The 16461-nt window shown below is 67.1% G+C and carries 20 protein-coding genes; 12 read left to right on the forward strand and 8 right to left on the reverse strand.

What is annotated here, in order from left to right; genetic code table 11:
* The first annotated feature begins 177 nt into the window (after nt 1-177).
* The 3 genes from ACTWPT_RS27865 to ACTWPT_RS27875 are packed head-to-tail and all read left to right on the forward strand — an operon-like array spanning nt 178 to nt 885.
* Nucleotides 178-384, forward strand: a complete 207-nt coding sequence (locus ACTWPT_RS27865) for a Scr1 family TA system antitoxin-like transcriptional regulator (RefSeq protein ID WP_443180422.1) — start codon at nt 178-180, stop codon at nt 382-384.
* Nucleotides 385-439: 55 nt separating this feature from the next.
* On the forward strand, nt 440-700 hold the full coding sequence (locus ACTWPT_RS27870) for a DUF397 domain-containing protein (protein ID WP_443180423.1): 261 nt from the start codon (nt 440-442) through the stop codon (nt 698-700).
* Nucleotides 682-885 (forward strand): hypothetical protein, encoded by a 204-nt coding sequence (locus ACTWPT_RS27875; RefSeq protein ID WP_443180577.1) that lies wholly within the window; start codon nt 682-684, stop codon nt 883-885. The genes ACTWPT_RS27870 and ACTWPT_RS27875 overlap by 19 nt, the downstream gene beginning before the upstream one ends.
* Nucleotides 886-937: 52 nt before the next feature.
* On the opposite strand, the gene ACTWPT_RS27880 is transcribed toward ACTWPT_RS27875, so the two are convergent.
* Nucleotides 938-1276: a histone-like nucleoid-structuring protein Lsr2 gene (locus ACTWPT_RS27880; RefSeq protein ID WP_443180424.1), complete on the reverse strand. Its 339-nt coding sequence runs from the start codon at nt 1274-1276 to the stop codon at nt 938-940.
* Between the two features lie 410 nt (nt 1277-1686).
* On the opposite strand from ACTWPT_RS27880, the gene ACTWPT_RS27885 reads away from it, so the two are divergent.
* Nucleotides 1687-2625 carry an ATP-binding cassette domain-containing protein gene (locus ACTWPT_RS27885; RefSeq protein WP_443180425.1) on the forward strand — a complete coding sequence of 313 codons (939 nt, stop codon included), beginning with the start codon at nt 1687-1689 and terminating at the stop codon, nt 2623-2625.
* Entirely contained in the window at nt 2622-3386 is a 765-nt protein-coding gene (locus ACTWPT_RS27890) for an ABC transporter permease (RefSeq protein ID WP_443180426.1), read from the forward strand. The genes ACTWPT_RS27885 and ACTWPT_RS27890 overlap by 4 nt, the downstream gene beginning before the upstream one ends.
* Here ACTWPT_RS27890 and ACTWPT_RS27895 read toward each other — a convergent pair.
* Entirely contained in the window at nt 3368-6505 is a 3138-nt protein-coding gene (locus ACTWPT_RS27895; protein WP_443180427.1) for a BTAD domain-containing putative transcriptional regulator, read from the reverse strand. The genes ACTWPT_RS27890 and ACTWPT_RS27895 overlap by 19 nt on opposite strands.
* A gap of 99 nt (nt 6506-6604) precedes the next feature.
* Nucleotides 6605-6904 (reverse strand): aromatic-ring hydroxylase C-terminal domain-containing protein, encoded by a 300-nt coding sequence (locus tag ACTWPT_RS27900; protein WP_443180428.1) that lies wholly within the window; start codon nt 6902-6904, stop codon nt 6605-6607.
* Between the two features lie 44 nt (nt 6905-6948).
* Here ACTWPT_RS27900 and ACTWPT_RS27905 point away from each other — a divergent pair, with 44 nt between their 5' ends.
* Entirely contained in the window at nt 6949-7224 is a 276-nt protein-coding gene (locus tag ACTWPT_RS27905) for a hypothetical protein (RefSeq protein WP_443180429.1), read from the forward strand.
* Between the two features lie 165 nt (nt 7225-7389).
* On the opposite strand, the gene ACTWPT_RS27910 is transcribed toward ACTWPT_RS27905, so the two are convergent.
* Together ACTWPT_RS27910 and ACTWPT_RS27915 are read right to left on the reverse strand one after the other, a co-directional pair.
* Nucleotides 7390-8007, reverse strand: a complete 618-nt coding sequence (locus tag ACTWPT_RS27910) for a TetR/AcrR family transcriptional regulator (RefSeq protein ID WP_443180430.1) — start codon at nt 8005-8007, stop codon at nt 7390-7392.
* The gene (locus ACTWPT_RS27915; protein WP_443180431.1) at nt 8004-8435 is read right to left on the reverse strand and encodes a hypothetical protein; all 432 of its coding nucleotides are present in this window, start codon (nt 8433-8435) and stop codon (nt 8004-8006) included. Before ACTWPT_RS27915 ends, ACTWPT_RS27910 begins: the two co-directional genes overlap by 4 nt.
* A 95-nt stretch (nt 8436-8530) precedes the next feature.
* On the opposite strand from ACTWPT_RS27915, the gene ACTWPT_RS27920 reads away from it, so the two are divergent.
* Nucleotides 8531-9532, forward strand: a complete 1002-nt coding sequence (locus ACTWPT_RS27920; RefSeq protein ID WP_443180432.1) for a magnesium and cobalt transport protein CorA — start codon at nt 8531-8533, stop codon at nt 9530-9532.
* Nucleotides 9523-9660, forward strand: a complete 138-nt coding sequence (locus ACTWPT_RS27925) for a hypothetical protein (protein ID WP_443180433.1) — start codon at nt 9523-9525, stop codon at nt 9658-9660. The genes ACTWPT_RS27920 and ACTWPT_RS27925 overlap by 10 nt, the downstream gene beginning before the upstream one ends.
* A 373-nt stretch (nt 9661-10033) precedes the next feature.
* On the opposite strand, the gene ACTWPT_RS27930 is transcribed toward ACTWPT_RS27925, so the two are convergent.
* Nucleotides 10034-11371: an FAD-dependent monooxygenase gene (locus ACTWPT_RS27930; protein WP_443180434.1), complete on the reverse strand. Its 1338-nt coding sequence runs from the start codon at nt 11369-11371 to the stop codon at nt 10034-10036.
* A gap of 36 nt (nt 11372-11407) precedes the next feature.
* Between ACTWPT_RS27930 and ACTWPT_RS27935 the strand changes: the two genes are divergently transcribed.
* Nucleotides 11408-12139, forward strand: a complete 732-nt coding sequence (locus ACTWPT_RS27935) for a TetR/AcrR family transcriptional regulator (RefSeq protein WP_443180435.1) — start codon at nt 11408-11410, stop codon at nt 12137-12139.
* A 598-nt stretch (nt 12140-12737) separates the two neighbouring features.
* Nucleotides 12738-12986, forward strand: a complete 249-nt coding sequence (locus tag ACTWPT_RS27940; protein WP_443180436.1) for an FAD-dependent monooxygenase — start codon at nt 12738-12740, stop codon at nt 12984-12986.
* Nucleotides 12987-13156: 170 nt separating this feature from the next.
* On the opposite strand, the gene ACTWPT_RS27945 is transcribed toward ACTWPT_RS27940, so the two are convergent.
* Complete coding sequence (locus tag ACTWPT_RS27945) at nt 13157-13543, reverse strand: hypothetical protein (protein WP_443180437.1); 387 nt, start codon at nt 13541-13543, stop codon at nt 13157-13159.
* Between the two features lie 88 nt (nt 13544-13631).
* Between ACTWPT_RS27945 and ACTWPT_RS27950 the strand changes: the two genes are divergently transcribed.
* Nucleotides 13632-14246: a TetR/AcrR family transcriptional regulator C-terminal domain-containing protein gene (locus ACTWPT_RS27950; protein WP_443180438.1), complete on the forward strand. Its 615-nt coding sequence runs from the start codon at nt 13632-13634 to the stop codon at nt 14244-14246.
* Between the two features lie 133 nt (nt 14247-14379).
* Here ACTWPT_RS27950 and ACTWPT_RS27955 read toward each other — a convergent pair whose 3' ends face one another.
* On the reverse strand, nt 14380-15240 hold the full coding sequence (locus ACTWPT_RS27955) for an alpha/beta fold hydrolase (protein ID WP_443180439.1): 861 nt from the start codon (nt 15238-15240) through the stop codon (nt 14380-14382).
* Between the two features lie 114 nt (nt 15241-15354).
* On the opposite strand from ACTWPT_RS27955, the gene ACTWPT_RS27960 reads away from it, so the two are divergent.
* Nucleotides 15355-15807, forward strand: coding sequence for a MarR family winged helix-turn-helix transcriptional regulator (locus ACTWPT_RS27960; RefSeq protein ID WP_443180440.1), 453 nt, complete (start codon nt 15355-15357; stop codon nt 15805-15807).
* The last annotated feature ends 654 nt before the right edge of the window (nt 15808-16461 follow it).

Consider the following 16461-nt stretch of genomic DNA (forward strand, 5'->3'; position numbering starts at 1 on the left):
GTGGTGGGAAACTTACGGTAAAGAACTCCCTGAGATGTTCACAAGACGTCTGGGGAGGCGGAGGCTGCTTCCCCAGCTAGCTGGGCGTCTCCGGTCGAGCCGGCAACCCGAGGACTACGCGCAGGAAGTCATTCCCCGCACGTCAGTGTCCAAGTTCTCGCCCTGGACTCACTTGCGGTGAACACCGGCACCTTTATTCATCTGCAGTTTGCGGCATTCGACGATGTTGTCTACCTGGAACAGCTTTATACTGCTCACTTCGTCGAAGATCGCGAACGAGTGGCCGGATACGAAGTGGCGTTCGACCGTATCCGGTCGACGGCTTTAGACGAGGACGAATCACGTGTCTTCATCCAGCGCAAAGCCATGTTGTGGCGACGTTAGAGTCGATCACCTCAACAAGGGACAGTGGATTCCCTTTAGCCATTGGGGGGAGAGAATGCACAACCACCCTTCGAAGGCGGCTTGGCGGAAGAGCATCTTCTGCAATGACGCAGACGCCTGTGTCGAGGTCGCCCCGCTCTCCGACAGCAACGTCGCGCCGCGAGACAGCAAGGAGCAGGACAGTCCTGTTCTCGCGTTCACTCCTGCGGAGTGGGCCGCCTTCACAGCCGGGGTTTGTGACGGCAAGTTCGACCTGGCGACGCTGATGACAGTACGGACAACCCCCGAGGAAGCGGCATGGACTCAAGTCTTGTAGTCATCTTCGCCTGTCTTGGGCTGATGGCGATCATCACAGTGGCGACCATGATCATAGTGGTCACGCGGGGCAAGAGCTCGATCTCCATTGAATGGATCAATAAGGTCCTCGGCAGTCTCAAGCTGAAGGCAGAGGGCACTCAAGGCGTCAGTAGTGGGCATGAAACCGGGGGACCTGAGTCATGAACACGCAGAGAGCCTCGGCGAGAGTGCCGCCGAGGCTCTTGCGAGGGCTGTCCTAATGTGCGGCTTCGTAATTCTCGACGACGGTGGAGGCGATACGGCCGCGCTCGCTGACGGGCAGGCCGTTAGCCTTGGCCCACTGCCGGATCTCGGAGCTCTTCTCACGGCTCATCGCCCGAGCTGCACCAGCTCCACGTCCGCCACGGCCATCACGCTCAGCCTTCACCGCACGAGCCTTGGTGATGAAGGGAGCAAGCGCCTTCTCCAGCTTGTCCCTGTTCGCGCCTGACAGGTCGATCTCGTAGTGCGTGCCGTCGAGAGCGAACCGGCTGGTTCCCTCAGCACCGCTGCCGTCGATGTCGTCGATAAAGGACTCAACGATCTGCCTAGCCATGTTGGCACTCCAATTGGGTCAGGTGTTCTGCGGTACTGTATCGCGTCATGGGTCGATGCCCTGTCCGGGTCGTTCGGGCTGACGTTGACCGTGCCCCACTCTTCCAACCGCCGAAACTAAGATACAGGGAGCCATCATCCCTCTGGATGATGAATTGGGCCGGGTGATAACCCTCGACGATCTCCCGCTCGCCCAGTTCATGCGCGATGCCTTCAGCAATCTCACGAAACTCGCTTGTCATTCAGATTCCAATTCAGCCACGGGAACGTAGCATATCGGCGCATGAGTTAGGCGGCAGGCAGGAATCTCCTTGGGGTTGGCAACCGCCGCCGTAGACCCTGACATTGGCCATCGACCAGAGCTCAGCGCTGTGTGCGTGCCATGACAGTGCACCCGGCGAGCCTGGAACCATGAGACAACCGGCGATCCAGGTCGAGGGCCTGGAGAAACGCTACGGAAAGACGGTCGCGCTGGCTGGAGTCGACCTATCGGTACGGCCGGGCACCGTGCTGGGGCTGCTCGGCCCCAATGGCGCCGGCAAGACCACCGTCGTGCGCATCCTCGCCACGCTGCTCCGCCCCGACGCGGGCGTCGCCCAGGTAGGCGGCTTCGACGTGGCCCGCGAGCCGGGCAAGGTCCGCGACCTCATCGGACTGACGGGCCAGTACGCCGCCGTGGACGAAGGGCTCACCGGCTATGAGAACCTCTTCATCATCGCCCGGCTGTCGGACCTGGCCCGGCGCGATGCCCGAAACCGAGCGACGGAGCTGCTGGATCGCTTCGACCTCGCCGACGCCGGCAATCGGCTGGTCAAAACGTACTCCGGCGGCATGCGGAGGCGCCTGGACGTGGCCGTGAGCTTGATCGGCCGCCCCCGGGTGCTGTTCCTGGACGAGCCCACCACCGGACTGGACCCGCGCGCCCGCGGCGACGTCTGGGACCTGGTCCGCAGCCTGGTCGCCGACGGCACCACCGTCCTGCTCACCACCCAGTACCTGGACGAGGCCGACCAGCTCGCCCACAACATCGCCGTCATCGACCACGGCACGGTCATCGAGACCGGCACCCCGGCACAGCTCAAGGCAAAGGTCGGTGGCCAGACCCTGGACGTGCGCCCGATGGACCCAACCCAGCTGGACACGGTGGCCACCGTCGTGGCGGATGTGACCGGCGCCGCCCCCGACTCTGACCGCGTGGACGGGCTGGTTTCCGTGCCCGTCGAAGGCGTCCAGGCGCTGACCGCCGTGGCCGCCCGGCTGGAGCGGGACGGCATTGCGGTCGCCGAGCTGGGGGTACGGCTGGCCAACCTGGACGAAGTCTTCCTGGCCCTGACGGGAGAGCGGAAATGAACCCTGTCCGAGCGACGCGGCATGGCCTGATCTTGGCCGGGAGGACCCTGCTGAAGATCAGGCACTCGCCGGACCAGCTGCTGGACGTACTGCTGATGCCGATCACGTTCGTGTTGATGTTCGTGTTCCTGTTCGGCAACTCGGTGTCCGGTGACTGGCACTCCTACCTGCAGTACGTGTTACCCGGGATCGCGGTGCAGGCGTTGATGTTCGCCTCGATGGGCACCTCGCTGTCCTTGCACACCGACGTGCGCACCGGGGTGTTCGACCGATTCCGCAGTCTGCCCATCGCCCGGTCGGCCCCGCTGGTCGGCCATGTTCTCGGCGACCTGGTCAAGTACATGATGTGCCTGGGGGTGGTGTTCGGGTTCGGCGCGATCCTCGGCTTTCGGGTTCATGCCGGGCCGTTGCCGGTGGTGGCCGCCCTGGCGTTGCTGCTGGCCTTCGCGTTCGCGGTGTGCTGGATCGCCGCCCTCGTCGGCATGGTGGTGAAGAACCCGGAGGGCATCCAGGGGGTAGCCTTCGTGATGGTGCTGCCCCTCACCTTCGGCAGCAACATCTTCGTCCCCACCGGTCAGCTGCCAGGCTGGTTGCAGGCCTGGGTGAAGATCAATCCTGTGTCGCAGCTGTCGGACGCGGCCCGCGGCCTGATGCTCGGCCTGCCCGTGGGCAACGCCGTGTTCCATGCCGTGCTGTGGACGGCCGGAGTGATCGCGGTGTTCGCGCCGCTGGCCGTATGGGCCTATCGCCGCCAATCCTGAGCCAGTGCGGCCACCGCGGCCTCCGCCCCGAGGCGAACGGCGGCCTCGTACGTGCTCTCGTACGTCTGGTCACCGAGCGCGGCCCGGGCCGTGTTCCCGGCCTTGCGGACCTGCGCGTCGCCGAGGTCCGGTTGACCACGGATCGCGGCGGCCAGTCCCAGCAGCCGGGCCGCCGCCGCGGCGTCCCCGCGCGCGATCTTCAGTTCGGCGCAGGCCTCGGCGACCGTGGCGATCAGTGGCCGGTCGCCAGCCGGGGCCATGCTGACGGCGAGGGCCTGCTCAAGGTGCGAGCGCGTGCCACGCAGATCTCCCCCGTTCGCCCGAAGGCGGGCCAGCCCGATTAGCGCGAGGGTGCGGAATCGCACGGCGGGGCCTTGGGTGTCGCGCAACGTCTGCAGTGCGCCTTCGAACAGCGTTCGCGATTGCTCTGGATCGTCGGCGCGGCGGGCGAGTTCGCCCAGGCCGACCTCGATAAAGGCGCGCAGGTCGGCCGAGCGCCGGGCTGAGGCGTCCGCCGCGGCGCGGATCAGATCGGTGCGAGCGTTCTCGAGGTCTCCCCCACGCAGCCGCTCCAGCGCCAACTCCACCCGCGTCACGGTGGCGTCATCCAACGCACCCAGCGCGTCGTGAACACTGATCGTTTCACTGAGCGCGGCGATTGACGTCGCGTGGTCCCCGGTGAGGCTGCTGCCTGTCCCCAACGAGCTGACCGCGCCCGCCACGCCCCACCGGTCGCCGATGGCGGAGAACCGGTCACGGGCAGCGGCCAGGTACGCTGCGGCGTTCGCGGCGTCACCGGCGGCCGCGGCGGCGTGCCCGCTCATCAGGTCGGCCATGGCGACGACCCACGGATCGTCATGCCTGGCCAGCTTGGCGAGCTGAGCACGTGCTGCGTCGATCGTCGATCCCTCCAGCAAGTCGATCATTGCGATCATCGATGTCGCCGGATGCGGCGACCCGATACCCGCCGCCAGCTCCTGTGCCGTCGCCTTCGACGCGTTCGCGCGCTCGCGGTCGTCCACGGCGTAGTGGTTCATCGCGTCGTAGGCATAGGCGGCTGCGAGGATATCCCGGGCGATGTTGCCGGTGGCCGAGAGGATGTCGCGTGACAATGCGGCCGCCTCGGCATGCTCGCCCCGCAGCACCCAGAACCAGCCGAGTGCCACAAGGAGCCGGACCGCGGTCTGAGGATCCGCGTCATCCGCCGCCCAGCGGAGAGCGGTATGGAAATTGGCCCGCTCAGGTTCGAGGCGCGCCATCCAGCGCAACTGCTGCGACGAGCGCAGTGCGGGATCGGCTGTCTCGGCCATGGTCAGAAAGTGGGCAGCGTGCGCTCGCCGGATCCGGGCGGCCTCTCCCGACTGGGCCAACGCCGCCGCGGCGTAGGCCCGGATGGTGTCCAGCATGCGATAGCGCGGCTCAGGCGTTTCGATCAGCTCCAGGAACGACTTGTCGACCAGCGCGCCCAGCAGGTCGAGCACGTCTTCACCCGGCACACCGTCCCCCGCGCACACAGCCTGGGCCGCGTCGAGGGTCGCCCCATCGGCGAACACCGCCAGCCGCCGCGCGGCGATCCGTTCCGTCTCGCTGAACAGCTCCCAGCTCCACTCCACCACGGCCGCCAGCGTCTGGTGCCGCGGCAGTGCCGTACGACTGCCGCCGGTCAGCAACCGGAACCGGTCGCCCAGCCGGGCGGCGACCTCGGCCACCGGCAGCGTCCGCAGCCGCGCACAGGCCAGCTCGATCGCCAGCGGCAGTCCGTCCAGACGCCGGCAGATCTCCACGACAGCCGCCGTGTTCTCCTCGCTGAGCGCAAACCCCGAACGCACGGCGCCGGCCCGATCGACGAATAGCCGCACCGCTGGGGAATCGAGCGCATCGTCCGCCTGCGTAGGGGTGCGCAGCGGACCCACGGGAAACAGCACCTCACCGGTGATCGCCATCGGCTCTCGCGAGGTGACCAGCACGCTGAGCCGCGGACATGTGCCGGCCAGGACCTCCGCCACGCGAGCGCAGGCCTCGATGAGGTGCTCGCAATTGTCCAACAGCAGCAGCAGCTGTTGCTCGCGCAGCACCTCGGCCACACGCTCCAGCGGATCGACGGACATCCCTGAGCCGAGGTGGAACAGGCCGCCCTCACGCCGGCCGAGCGCGGCCAGCACCGCCGATGGAACCTCCGCAGGATCACGGATCCCGGCCAGCTCCACCAGCCACGCCCCGCCGGGGAACCGGCCAGCAACCCTGATGGCCATCTCGGTGGCCAGCCGGGTCTTCCCCGCGCCACCGGGACCCACCAGCGTCACCAGCCGAGAGCCGGCCAGCAGCTTGCCCAGCCGCTCCACCTCCTCCGTCCTGCCGACGAAGCTGGTCAACGGCGTGCGCAGATTGGTCCGTGCGGCAGGTCGCTCGGCGCGCAAAACGGATAGATGCACTTCCCGTACCTCAGCGGATGGGTCGGTCCCGAGCTCCTCGGCGAGCCGGCGGCGCAGATCTTCAAAGGCGCTCAGGGCGTCAGCCGGCCTGCCCGCGGCGACCAGGGCCCGCATGTGCAGGGCCTGCAACCGCTCACGCAGCGGATGCTCGGCCGCCACCTGTTCCAGCTCGACGGGCTCACCGAGCCGCAGCCTTGCCTCAGCACGATCTTCGATCGCACTCAGCCGCAGCTCGTGCAGGCGCGCCGCGAATCCGGTAGCGAAGTCCGTGCCCAGGTCGGCGAAGGGTTGGCCGCGCCATAAGAGGCACGCTTCCCCGAGCCGGTCGCGCGCGTGTTCCAGCTCTCCGGCCGCCATCGCCGCTCGACCCTCGGCGATCAGGTCCTCGAAGCGCCCGACATCCACACGGTCGTTGGCGAGCGCCAGCCGGTATCCACCTGACACCAATGACAAGCGCGATGACCCAACAGCGCGACGAAGCCGGGTGATCAGCGACTGCAGCGAATTGGCAGCGTTTCCTGGGGGCTCGTGGCCCCAAACCGCCTCGACCAGGGCCTCCACGCTCACCGGCCGCGCAGAGCTCAGCGCCAGGCGTGCCAGCAGGCGACGCAGCCGCAGGCCCACCACCTCGACGGTCTCGCCGTCATCGGCTCGCACCTCCAGGGGCCCGAGCAAACCGATCCACACATCGCCAGGATGCCATCCCTGTGAACGATCGAGACATCGTTCAACTCTTCGCAAGCATCCAGCGGGTGCCGAAGGACCTGGGATTCGGCACCCGCGCCCTCACTTGGCCGGCGCGGCCTGGCCGAACCAGGAGGTGAGCGCCTGGCCAAGCCCGTCTCGTTCGCCCGTCCAGGCGACGTAGCCATCGGGGGGTACCAGCATCAAGATCCGGCGCGGCGGATGCGGCGGTGCGGGCCGGGCGCACGCGGTCGCGATGACCGACGACGGCTGCCTGGAGCTCGGCCGCATGGGCGCCCCTGACAGGTCCGCCACGAGCCCGCGCCCGTCTCGCAGCAGCTCGGCGAGCGGCCGCGTCGCCTCCAAACCCGTCTTGCGCTGCTCGGCGGGCGAGTCCGCCAAGATCAGCGACCTCCGCGCGGGCGCTGGAGCCGCTCGATGCGCTGGTGGGGGCGCTGTTTCAGGCGGGGTTCGACGAGCTCGGCACGTGGCGTGCACTGGGGGCGGTGAACGGCCCGGTGTTCGGGTCGCTGCTGCTGTCCACCGGAGGATTCACCGGCGACCCGATGGCCCACGCGGGCGAGCGGAACGTCAGCGCGTACATCCGCGAGATAGACCCTGTCCGTAGGATGGCGGCCCAGGAGGAGATCTTCTTCATCTCCTCGTTCTGCGCCTGGCTGACCAGGGTGGCGTTGACGGTGAGGATGTCGGCGAGCATCTGACGGAAGGAGCAAACCGCAGCGCGACGGAAGTATTCGCGACGGTCAGGTAGGCCAGGCGAGGAGCACGCCCGACCATCCCGCCGCACAGATTTCCGTCGCCTGGGTGGCCGCTGCCCGCGCACGCCGTACGAAGCCCTCACAGAGGCATGACCCGGGCGGATGTCATTATCGGCAGGCGCAGAGTCGCCGTTCGAAGCCGGAGATCATGGCGTGCAGCCCAGCGTCGAACCACTGGTCGTAGAACGCCAGGGCGGTGGGGTCGGTGACCGGCGCCGCCGCGGCCTCCGCGCCGGGCGGTGTGCCGACCTGGGCCAGGGCGTGGCCCAGGACGTACACGCCGACGGATTGCACGGCGGTCAGCGCGTCCTGGCGCGCCACCCCCGAGGCCACGAACCGGTCCAGCAGCCCGCCCAGCAGCGCCAGCCCAGTGCGGGTGTCCACGGGATGGGTGGCCAGCAGCGGCACGGCGTGCGGGTGGGCGAGCAACATCCGCCGGTACGCCGCGCCGAACCGGGCCAGCGCGTCCGGCCACGGCGTTCCCGGCTCGAACTCCACGACGGCCTCGGCGAACAGGTGGTCGACGAGCGCGGCCAGCAGGGCGTCGCGGTTGGGGACGTGCCGGTAGAGGGACATCGCCGAGACGCCGAGCTGGGAGCCCAGGCGGCGCATGGTCAACGCGTCCAGCCCTTCGGCGTCCAGGACCTCGATGGCGGCGGCCACGATGCGTTCGAGGCTGAGCACGGGCGGCCGCCCACCGCGCCGGGGACGGCCTGGATGGGTCATCCGCTCAAGGTAGCGGTCAGCGTAGTCGCCAGCATCAGCAGGGACAGCGCCCCGACCACCATGTGCTGGACGTCGATGACGACGTCGTGGCCCTTGGTGGGGAGGATCTTCAAGGTGCGGGCGTAGTCGCGCCGATAGGACTCGCGCTGGGCGGCCGAGCTGACGCCGAAGTACGGCAGCCACCAGCTCAGCACGTGCCCGGTGATGATCAGGCCGCACAGGGCGGCGGCCGCGACAAGCGACCAGGTCTGCTGGATGGCGATGCCCGCCGCAATGAGCAGGGGGAACGGGTAGTTGATGGCCGCGGCCAGTAATCGGTCGCGCACATTGCCCGGGGACAGGTCGTTGAGCGGGAACATCGGCACCCACTCGGTGAGGACCAGCCAGGCCAGCCACACGAACGGGACGATGATCGCGATCGTGATCATGATGCTCTCCTCATTGTTTGTGTACGTCGTAAGTTTACGTTGTACGCAAACTCGGGCGCAAGAGAGGAATTTGGAGGATTGCCGGATCCGTCACAATGCCTGATGTGATTGTGGACAAGGCGATCTACTGCAACGGCATACGGGAGACCATCACGGGCGACATCAGCGACGCCTTCACCGCCGCCCGCGCCAAAGGCGACTGCTTCCTATGGATCGGCCTGCACGACCCCACCCAGGACGAGTTCGACCTGATCACCAGTGAGGTCGACCTGCACCCGCTCGCGATCGAGGACGCCATCCACGCCCACCAGCGGCCCAAGCTCGAACGCTACGACGACACGCTGTTCGTGGTGCTCAAACCGCTGCAGTACGTGGAGGAGACCTCCGACATCGAGGTCGGCGAGATCAACCTGTTCCTGAGCGGTGACTTCGTCATCAGCGTCCGCCACGGCCAGGCCAACCCGCTGGCCGGCGTACGCCGACGCATTGAATCCGATCCCGACCTGCTGGCCGCCGGCCCCGCCGGAGTGCTGTACGCGATCTGCGACCAGGTCGTCGACACCTACTCCCAGATCTCCCACGAGGTCGAGCACGACCTCATCGCGTTGGAGCGACGGGTCTTCAGCGGCGAATTCGCCGACGTCACCGAGGACATCTACTCCCTCAAACGGGAGGTGCTGGAGTTCCGCGCAGCCCAGGACCCGCTGGTGCCGGTCCTGGAGGAGATCGTCAAGGGCCGGGTGGAGCTGTGCACCGTCGCCCGCGAGCACTTCCGCGACGTGCTGGACCACCTGCTTCGGGTGGATGCCCAGGTCGACGAGCACAACGAGTTACTGACCAGCGCATTGAGCGCGCACCTGGCCCTGGTGAGCCGGGAGCACAGCGCGGCGGCCATGCAGCAGAACGCCGACATGCGCAAGATCTCCTCCTGGGCCGCCCTCATCGCCGTGCCCACCATGATCGCCGGGATCTACGGCATGAACTTCGACTACATGCCCGAGTTGCACTGGCTACTCGGCTACCCCCTCAGCCTGACCGTCATGGTCATCGCCGTGATCATCGTCTACCGGCTGCTACGCAAGAGCGGGTGGCTGTGAAGACGCCGAAGTTCCCGCCCCGCGGGCTTTCCTCCAGCCGGATCCTGCTGGCTGCCGTCATCGCCTGGATCGTCCTGCTAACCGTCCTCATCCTGCTCGACCCCCGTGCCGCCGGCTCCACGCAGTGATAACCAGCAGGTGGCCAGGAGGGCTTGAAGCGCGAGGTACCCGGGAAGCGTTACAGATCTGCCCTGCGGAAACGTGCGTGGTTGGAAGAACTCAGGAGCCCCAGCTAGGAGCCTAGGATCCTCCGACAGGAACATGTGCCACCCCCAGATTCCTGGACCAAGATCTTCACCGATCCCCGCCTGTGCCATCGTCGATCGACTCACCTTCGGCGGCAACATCATCGAGACCGGTACTCACTCCTACCGCCTGGCCCAAACTCAGGCCCGCGCCCACGTGAGGCAAGCATCGGATGGAGGCAGCCATCTGCCGCGTTCGGCTTCCGTTTCGGGCTGGTACGCCATCTCGTCGCCGAGTTCGGATGAGGCCCCAGCTTCATCGCGGCGCCGGGTGATCCGGTAGTGGCGATGGTGCGGCCGTGTAGGTCTTAAGGGTGATGGCGTTGGCCGCTTCGCGGATCGGCTTCATCATCTTCTCCATGACCCTGGCCTTTCCGGGCATGTACGGCATCATCCGCATCATCGTCAACTGCAGCCAGGCGCGGAACCGGGTGGCGGGCACCAGTTGCTCGGCCACGTCACGTCCGAGCTCTTGGTTCAGCTCCACGAACGCGTGCATCTCCTGCTCGAACCGTGTGAACGCGGTGCGGTGGTCGCCATGGGCCGCGGCAAGTTCCCCCGCCAGCACGTAGGCGCCCACCAGGGCGAGGCTGGTCCCTTGACCGGACGCCGGAGAGGGACAGTAGGCCGCATCGCCCAGCAGCACCGTCCGCCCGTTCGACCAGCAGGGCATACGTATCTGGGCCAGCGAGTCGAAGTAGAAGTCGGGTGCGGTCGCCATGGCGCCCAGCAGCCGGGGCACCTCCCATCCGCGGCCGGCGAACGCATCGGCCAGGGCCTGCTGCTGGGCGCCCAGATCGTGGCGGTCAGGGTGCGGGTCGGGGGTGGGAAAGAAGAACTGGACCGTGGCATCGGTGGATTGCCGCAGACCGTACAGGTTGACGATGTGACCCGCGGTTGTGCAGGCCAGTTCCCAACGGTCGAGGCTCAGATGGTTGGGGACGCTGAAGACCGCGACGCTCAGTCCGAGCCGATGGGCGAACTGTGACTCAGGGCCGAACGCCAGCGCGCGGACGCCGGAGTGCAGCCCATCGGCGCCCACCACCAGATCGAAGGTGCGCGATGGTCCCTTTTCGAAGGTGACGTGCGCGCCGGAGACGTCCTCGCTGATTGCGGTGATGGCATCATCGAAGAGGTACTCCACCTCTCCACGCGTCGCCTCGTGGAGGATTTCGCCTAGGTCGCCGCGCAGGATTTCCAGATCGCCGGGATCGCGGAACCCGACCACGTCGGGGCCCAGAGTCGCCACGGCCTTTCCGGAGACGGTCAGCCAGGTTCCGCCACGGATGTCGGTTGCCCGGCTGCGCACTTCGGCGCCGATCCCCATCTGGTCGATGACATCCACCGCCACGCCGCGCAGGTCGACCTTGTAGCCGCCGGGCCGCAACCTCGGTGCCCGTTCCACCACGGTGGGGGTGAATCCGTACCGGCGCAGCCAGTATGCGAGCGCTGGGCCGGCGATGCTCGCGCCGGAAATCAGGACGTTGGTGTTGCGCACGTGGCTCTCCTGGTTAGGTCGTGAATGCAGTGTTTCTACTGCGTAAGACTTACACGAGACTGCGTAAGTCTTAAACTCGATGCGTATGGTATACACATCTCTGGGATGACGGTCAACCGTGGAGGCCAGGGGATGGACGAGGACAGCGGCACCGGGCTGCCGGCGAGCATCGAAGCGGCGTGGGGCGTGCGCAGCCGCCCAGGTCCCGGGCCCAGGCCCGGATTGAGCCTGAGGCGGATCGTCGAGGCCGCCGTTCAAGTCGCCTCCACCGACGGCCTGGCAGCGGTGTCCATGGTGCGGGTTGCAAAGGAACTCGGCGTCTCCACGATGGCCCTCTACCGATATGTCGCCGCCAAGGACGAACTCCTCGATCTGATGCTGGACGCAGGCATCGGTCCACCGACCACCGACCAAGAGGACACGGACTGGCGCACCGGCCTTTGCCGCTGGGCTTGGGACTACCTTGCCGCGCTGCGCAGAAACCCATGGATGCTGCAGATCCCCATCACCGCACCCCCGATCACACCGAACCAGATCGCCTGGCTGGAACGGGGACTCTCCCGCCTGCACGGCACCGGCATCACCGAAAGCGAGAAGATCTCGGTGATCATGCTGCTGTCAGGTTTCGTCCGCAACTGGGCGAGCCTGACTGTCGGCCTTCAGACGGGCGATCAACGCACCCAGATCCGCTACGGCACCACCCTCACGAAATTGATCGATGAGCAACGTTTCCCCGCACTCAGCGCGGCCATCGCCGCTGGAGCCGTAGACGACGACAGGGATGACGGAGACGCCGAGTTCACCTTCGGTCTCGAGCGCGTCCTCGACGGCGTGGACGCACTCGACCGCAGGCGCCCCGCATAGAGGTCAGGGTCAAGAAGAAAGGCCCAGCCACCCGCCTTCCACGCTGCAGCCCGACGCTACGCCCGAAAGACGTCAAGTCGGGCAGCCGGTAACAGGCCCTCACCGCTAAACCTCGCCGGAGATCTGTCACCTCGCCATAGCCGGCGGCACCATCGGCCGGGACCCGGCAAGACAGACATCACTGCTCCGCAAACCTCATCCACGAGGGAAACACTCGTTTGTGGCTGGCGGCAGCTACCTGTGCGACAGGCCTAGCAGTCGACCGGCAGGTGCTGCGCGACGCCCTCCTGGCAGACGTGAACGAGACGGTCACGTACGGCAGGCGGCTGGTCGGCTTCCAGATGGCAGCCGAGCAGGTGACGACGCGCTTCGCGGACGGCTCCACGGTCACGGGGTGAGGTGCTCATCGGCGCCGACGGCATCAACTCCGCCGTCCGCCGACAGTAGCTGCCGCACGCCCGCGTCGTCGGCACTGGCCTCGTCCAGCTCTACGGCAAGATCCCCTCCGGCCTGGCCGAGGGCATGGGCAACATGTTCACCGCGATCACCTGGACGGAGATCTTCCCGATGCCCCTGCGCACCAGCGTCCCGATCCGGCGTGGACGACCACCGCGTCACGCTCCTCGGCGACGCCGCCCACGCCATGAGCCCGGCGGGCGGGGCCGGGGCCAACCTGGCCCTGAGCGACGCGGCGGCACTCACCGCAGCACTCACCCGAGGCGGTCTGCTGATCCCGGCGCTGCGCTCCCACGAGCACCAGATGATCGACGCGGGCTTCGCCGCGGTCCGCGCCTCCGCCGCCAACGGGGCACACATCCTCGGTCAAGATCCGCTTCCCGCCGGCTAGATCGAGAGGTAGTCGGTCACGCGCCCGGACACACTGGCCGCGCGACCCAGCCGTGATGGGCAGAGGGGCACCGGCACCCTCTTCCCTGGCTGGCCGAAGTGTTCTCCGTCTCCCGCCCCACTGTCTACCGGCCGAACGCCTCTTACGAGGGGCGCGCCCCTCCGATACCGCTATGCGTCCTTCGCGGCCTGCACCATCTTCACCAGGTAGCTGATGTCCTTGTCGAAGGTGATCTCGCGCAGGATGGTGGTCGGCTGCCCCTCGTCCATTCGCCAGATGAAGGCATACAGCACCGGCGCGTTGTCTTTGACCCGGCGCATGATGATCGCCGCGTGGTCGCCGAAGTCGGTGGTGGCCGGGAAGGTGACGTCGTCGACGGAGTCCCCCACCGACTGGCCTTGTTCGCGCAGCGCGCGGAAGCGTGCCATGAACTGGGCCTTGGTCAGGGTGACCGTCTGGCCGGACTCATCCACCCGCACGTTCTCAAACGCCGGGTCATACAGCTGGTCCAGCGTATCCACGTCCATGGCCAGTCCGGCCTTGATGTAGTTCCACATGCTGTCCACGAGTGCTTGGTTCATGACCACACCCTTCTATAACGACGTTACAGCGAGGCCAATGTAACACAGTTATAGAGTGGTTGCCGTGGATGTCGAGACGATCGTGAAGCAAGCCCTGACGCTGCTGAAACAGGAAGGGCTGACCGGGGTGACCTTCCGCAGGCTCACCACCAGCCTGCAGGTCAAGGCCCCTGCCATCTACTGGCGCTTCAACGACAAGCAAGAACTCCTGGAAGCGATGGCCGAAGCCATCCTGCAAGAACAGTTCGCCGAACTCACGCCACTGCCCCTAGGCCAGCCCTGGCAGCCCTGGCTGACCGCCGTCCTCCACCGCCTGCGCCAGGCACTGCTGGCCTACCCCGACGGCGCCCGAGTCGTGGCCGGCGCCCGACCGCCCGGCACCCCCACCCTCGCCCGCATCGCCGAACACGCACTCCGCACCCTCGAAGACCGCGGCCTGCCCCTGGCCGAGGCGGCGAACGTCGTCTTCACCAGCATCCACTACACCTTCGGCCACGTCATCGAAGAGCAGGACTCGGCAGGCGCCCATACCATGGACAGCCAGACCGCAAAAGAGTTCACGCAGGCATTCCCCACCATCGCCCGCGCCCTGGCAGAAACCCGCCGCACCGGACTCACCCCCGACGACATCTTCAACGCGGGGGTATCCCTGATCATCGGAGACCGCGACATGCGGTAGCCCCGGAATTGTCAACCGTCCCTCAGCCCGTGGTCAGAAGTTCAGGACAGGCACTCAACGATCAGTTTGTTCACGGGCACTGGCCCAGCGGGCTACGCCCAGCTCAGCACCCACCCCGAGAGCAAGATCATTCTCAGCGCCAACGGCTGTACCGCTGTTCAATCCCGGCCTTGCGGAGGGCGGCGGCGTAGGCCCTGGGGTGGGTGGTGTTGCCGTTGTGACCGCCAGGGAACACGTGCAACTGCGCGCCGAGCAGGTCGGCTAGCGCCGTGGCGCACTGGCGGTCGAAGACGGTGTGCGGCGTGGTGCGGCCCGCAACCGGGACGATGCGGGTGGGGGCGGTCGTGAGCGCGGCGACGTCGAGGGTGTCGCGGATGACGGCGGTGAAGTCGTGCTCTACGAAGAAGTCGAAGTTGCTGACGCGCTGCGGGGTCATCGGCTGCGGGGTGAGGTCGGGTTCGACGTCGGGGTTGGCGGGGTCGATGCCGAGCACCTCCGCGACCATCTTGAAGGTCGCCTGCAGGCCGTCTCGGCGGTGGATGTGCTGGATCTCCTCCAGTTCCCTCTCGTGGTGGGCGCGCCGGTCGGCGGGAAGCAGCCGGGGGGTGACGGGCTCGTGGGCGATGAGCGTGCTGATCTGGTCGGGATGGCCGGTGACCAGGTGGAAGCCGATGGAGGCGCCGAGGCTGCAGCCGAGCATGAGCGCCGGTTCGTCGGTGAGGGTGGCCAGCAGGCGGTGCACGTCGTCGGCGTGCTCGGCCAGTGTCACTCCCCGGGCGGGGTCGTCGAGGGTGCTTCGGGACAGCCCGCGCCGGTCGTAGGTGACAACGGTGTAGTCGGCGGTGAGCTGGTCGACCAGGTCGATGCTGCGGCCGGCGTCACCCTCGCCGCTTTGGGAGATCAGCAGCATCGGGCCGGTGCCGCGTACCTCGTAGTAGAGGCTCGCGCCGGGAACGGGCAGGCGGCCGGTCGCCAGGGTGCGCGCGTTGGTCATTTCGGGGTCCTCTTTCTCCAGTGGCCTCAAAGGGCCGTGGTCTGCGTCAGACACTAAAACATCAAAGCTGATACATCAATATAGATGCATCTCTTCTGATGTATCTTGGGTCACATGAACGGAGTCGAACTGTTCCTGCTCGGCCGCACGCTGATGAAGATCGGCGAGGAGGCGCTGCCAACCGAGGGCCTCGGAGACCAGCCGACCAACGTCCGGACGGTGCTGATCGTGGTCAGCGACGTGCGCGCGCACCCAGGCTCGGCGATCGGCGAGATCGCATCTCGCACCGGCCTCCCACAGAGCGCCGTGTCGGCCGCGGTGGCCCGACTCCGCGAAGCCGGCGCCATCATCACCGAACCTGACCCCCGCGACCGCCGCCGGCTCCTCATCCAGCCCGCCCCCGCGATCTCCGGCCGGGTGGAGCAGATCCGCTCGACCTCCATCGACGCCACGCTGGCCAAAGTCCTGGACACCGACGACCCCCAACGGGTCGCCGAAGTCACCGCACTCTTGGAGAAACTCACACGACACCTGACTCCACAGGCACTCACCCGTCTACGCGACTGACTACAGCGTGTGGACCTCCGGCGAGTCGCCGCAGTAAGCAGGCAGCCTCCCGATCACGTCCGGCGGCTCTTCCGACTCACCCTCGATCCTCTGCTCATCGGCCAGTTCGCCGGCAAGCCCAGCGTTCTTCACCAGACGGCCCAGCGAGGACTACGCGAAAACCAATCTTGACTCTGCTGGGCAGATCACCATCTGGTCCACGATGCTCCAGCGCCCATCGCCACGCCGCCCGCTGCAACGCGCGACCCTCGCCATTGCGATCAACAGCAGGCGCAGCGTCCCCATCCGGGACGCCTTCGGGCTCCTCGTCATCAACGGCACTGGAGTAGGCGGAGGAGCCCTCGCCTGCCGCCTCTGCGGCCTGCTGGGTTTGTGCTCGTTGTCCGGCTGACCCGGCGGATCTGGCTCATCAGCATCTCGTACGCCCCGATCAACGCGAAACTCGGCCACGCCGCGATTACCCGGCCGATCAGTGTCGGCTCGGCCACCGCGACGCGGGGTTCTGAAGGATCCAGGGCAGCGGCATCCCGGTGTTCCAGAGCGCGCGGGTGCACGCGGAAGCCGCGGTCGGCTTCGCTCATGCTCCGGATCTCGAATGGGCAGAAAGTGGACACGGTCCGACCTGGTGAACGGGCGGCGCCCGGGCCGACCGTA

This window comes from Nonomuraea sp. 3N208 (genome assembly GCF_052245935.1).
Taxonomy (GTDB): domain Bacteria; phylum Actinomycetota; class Actinomycetes; order Streptosporangiales; family Streptosporangiaceae; genus Nonomuraea.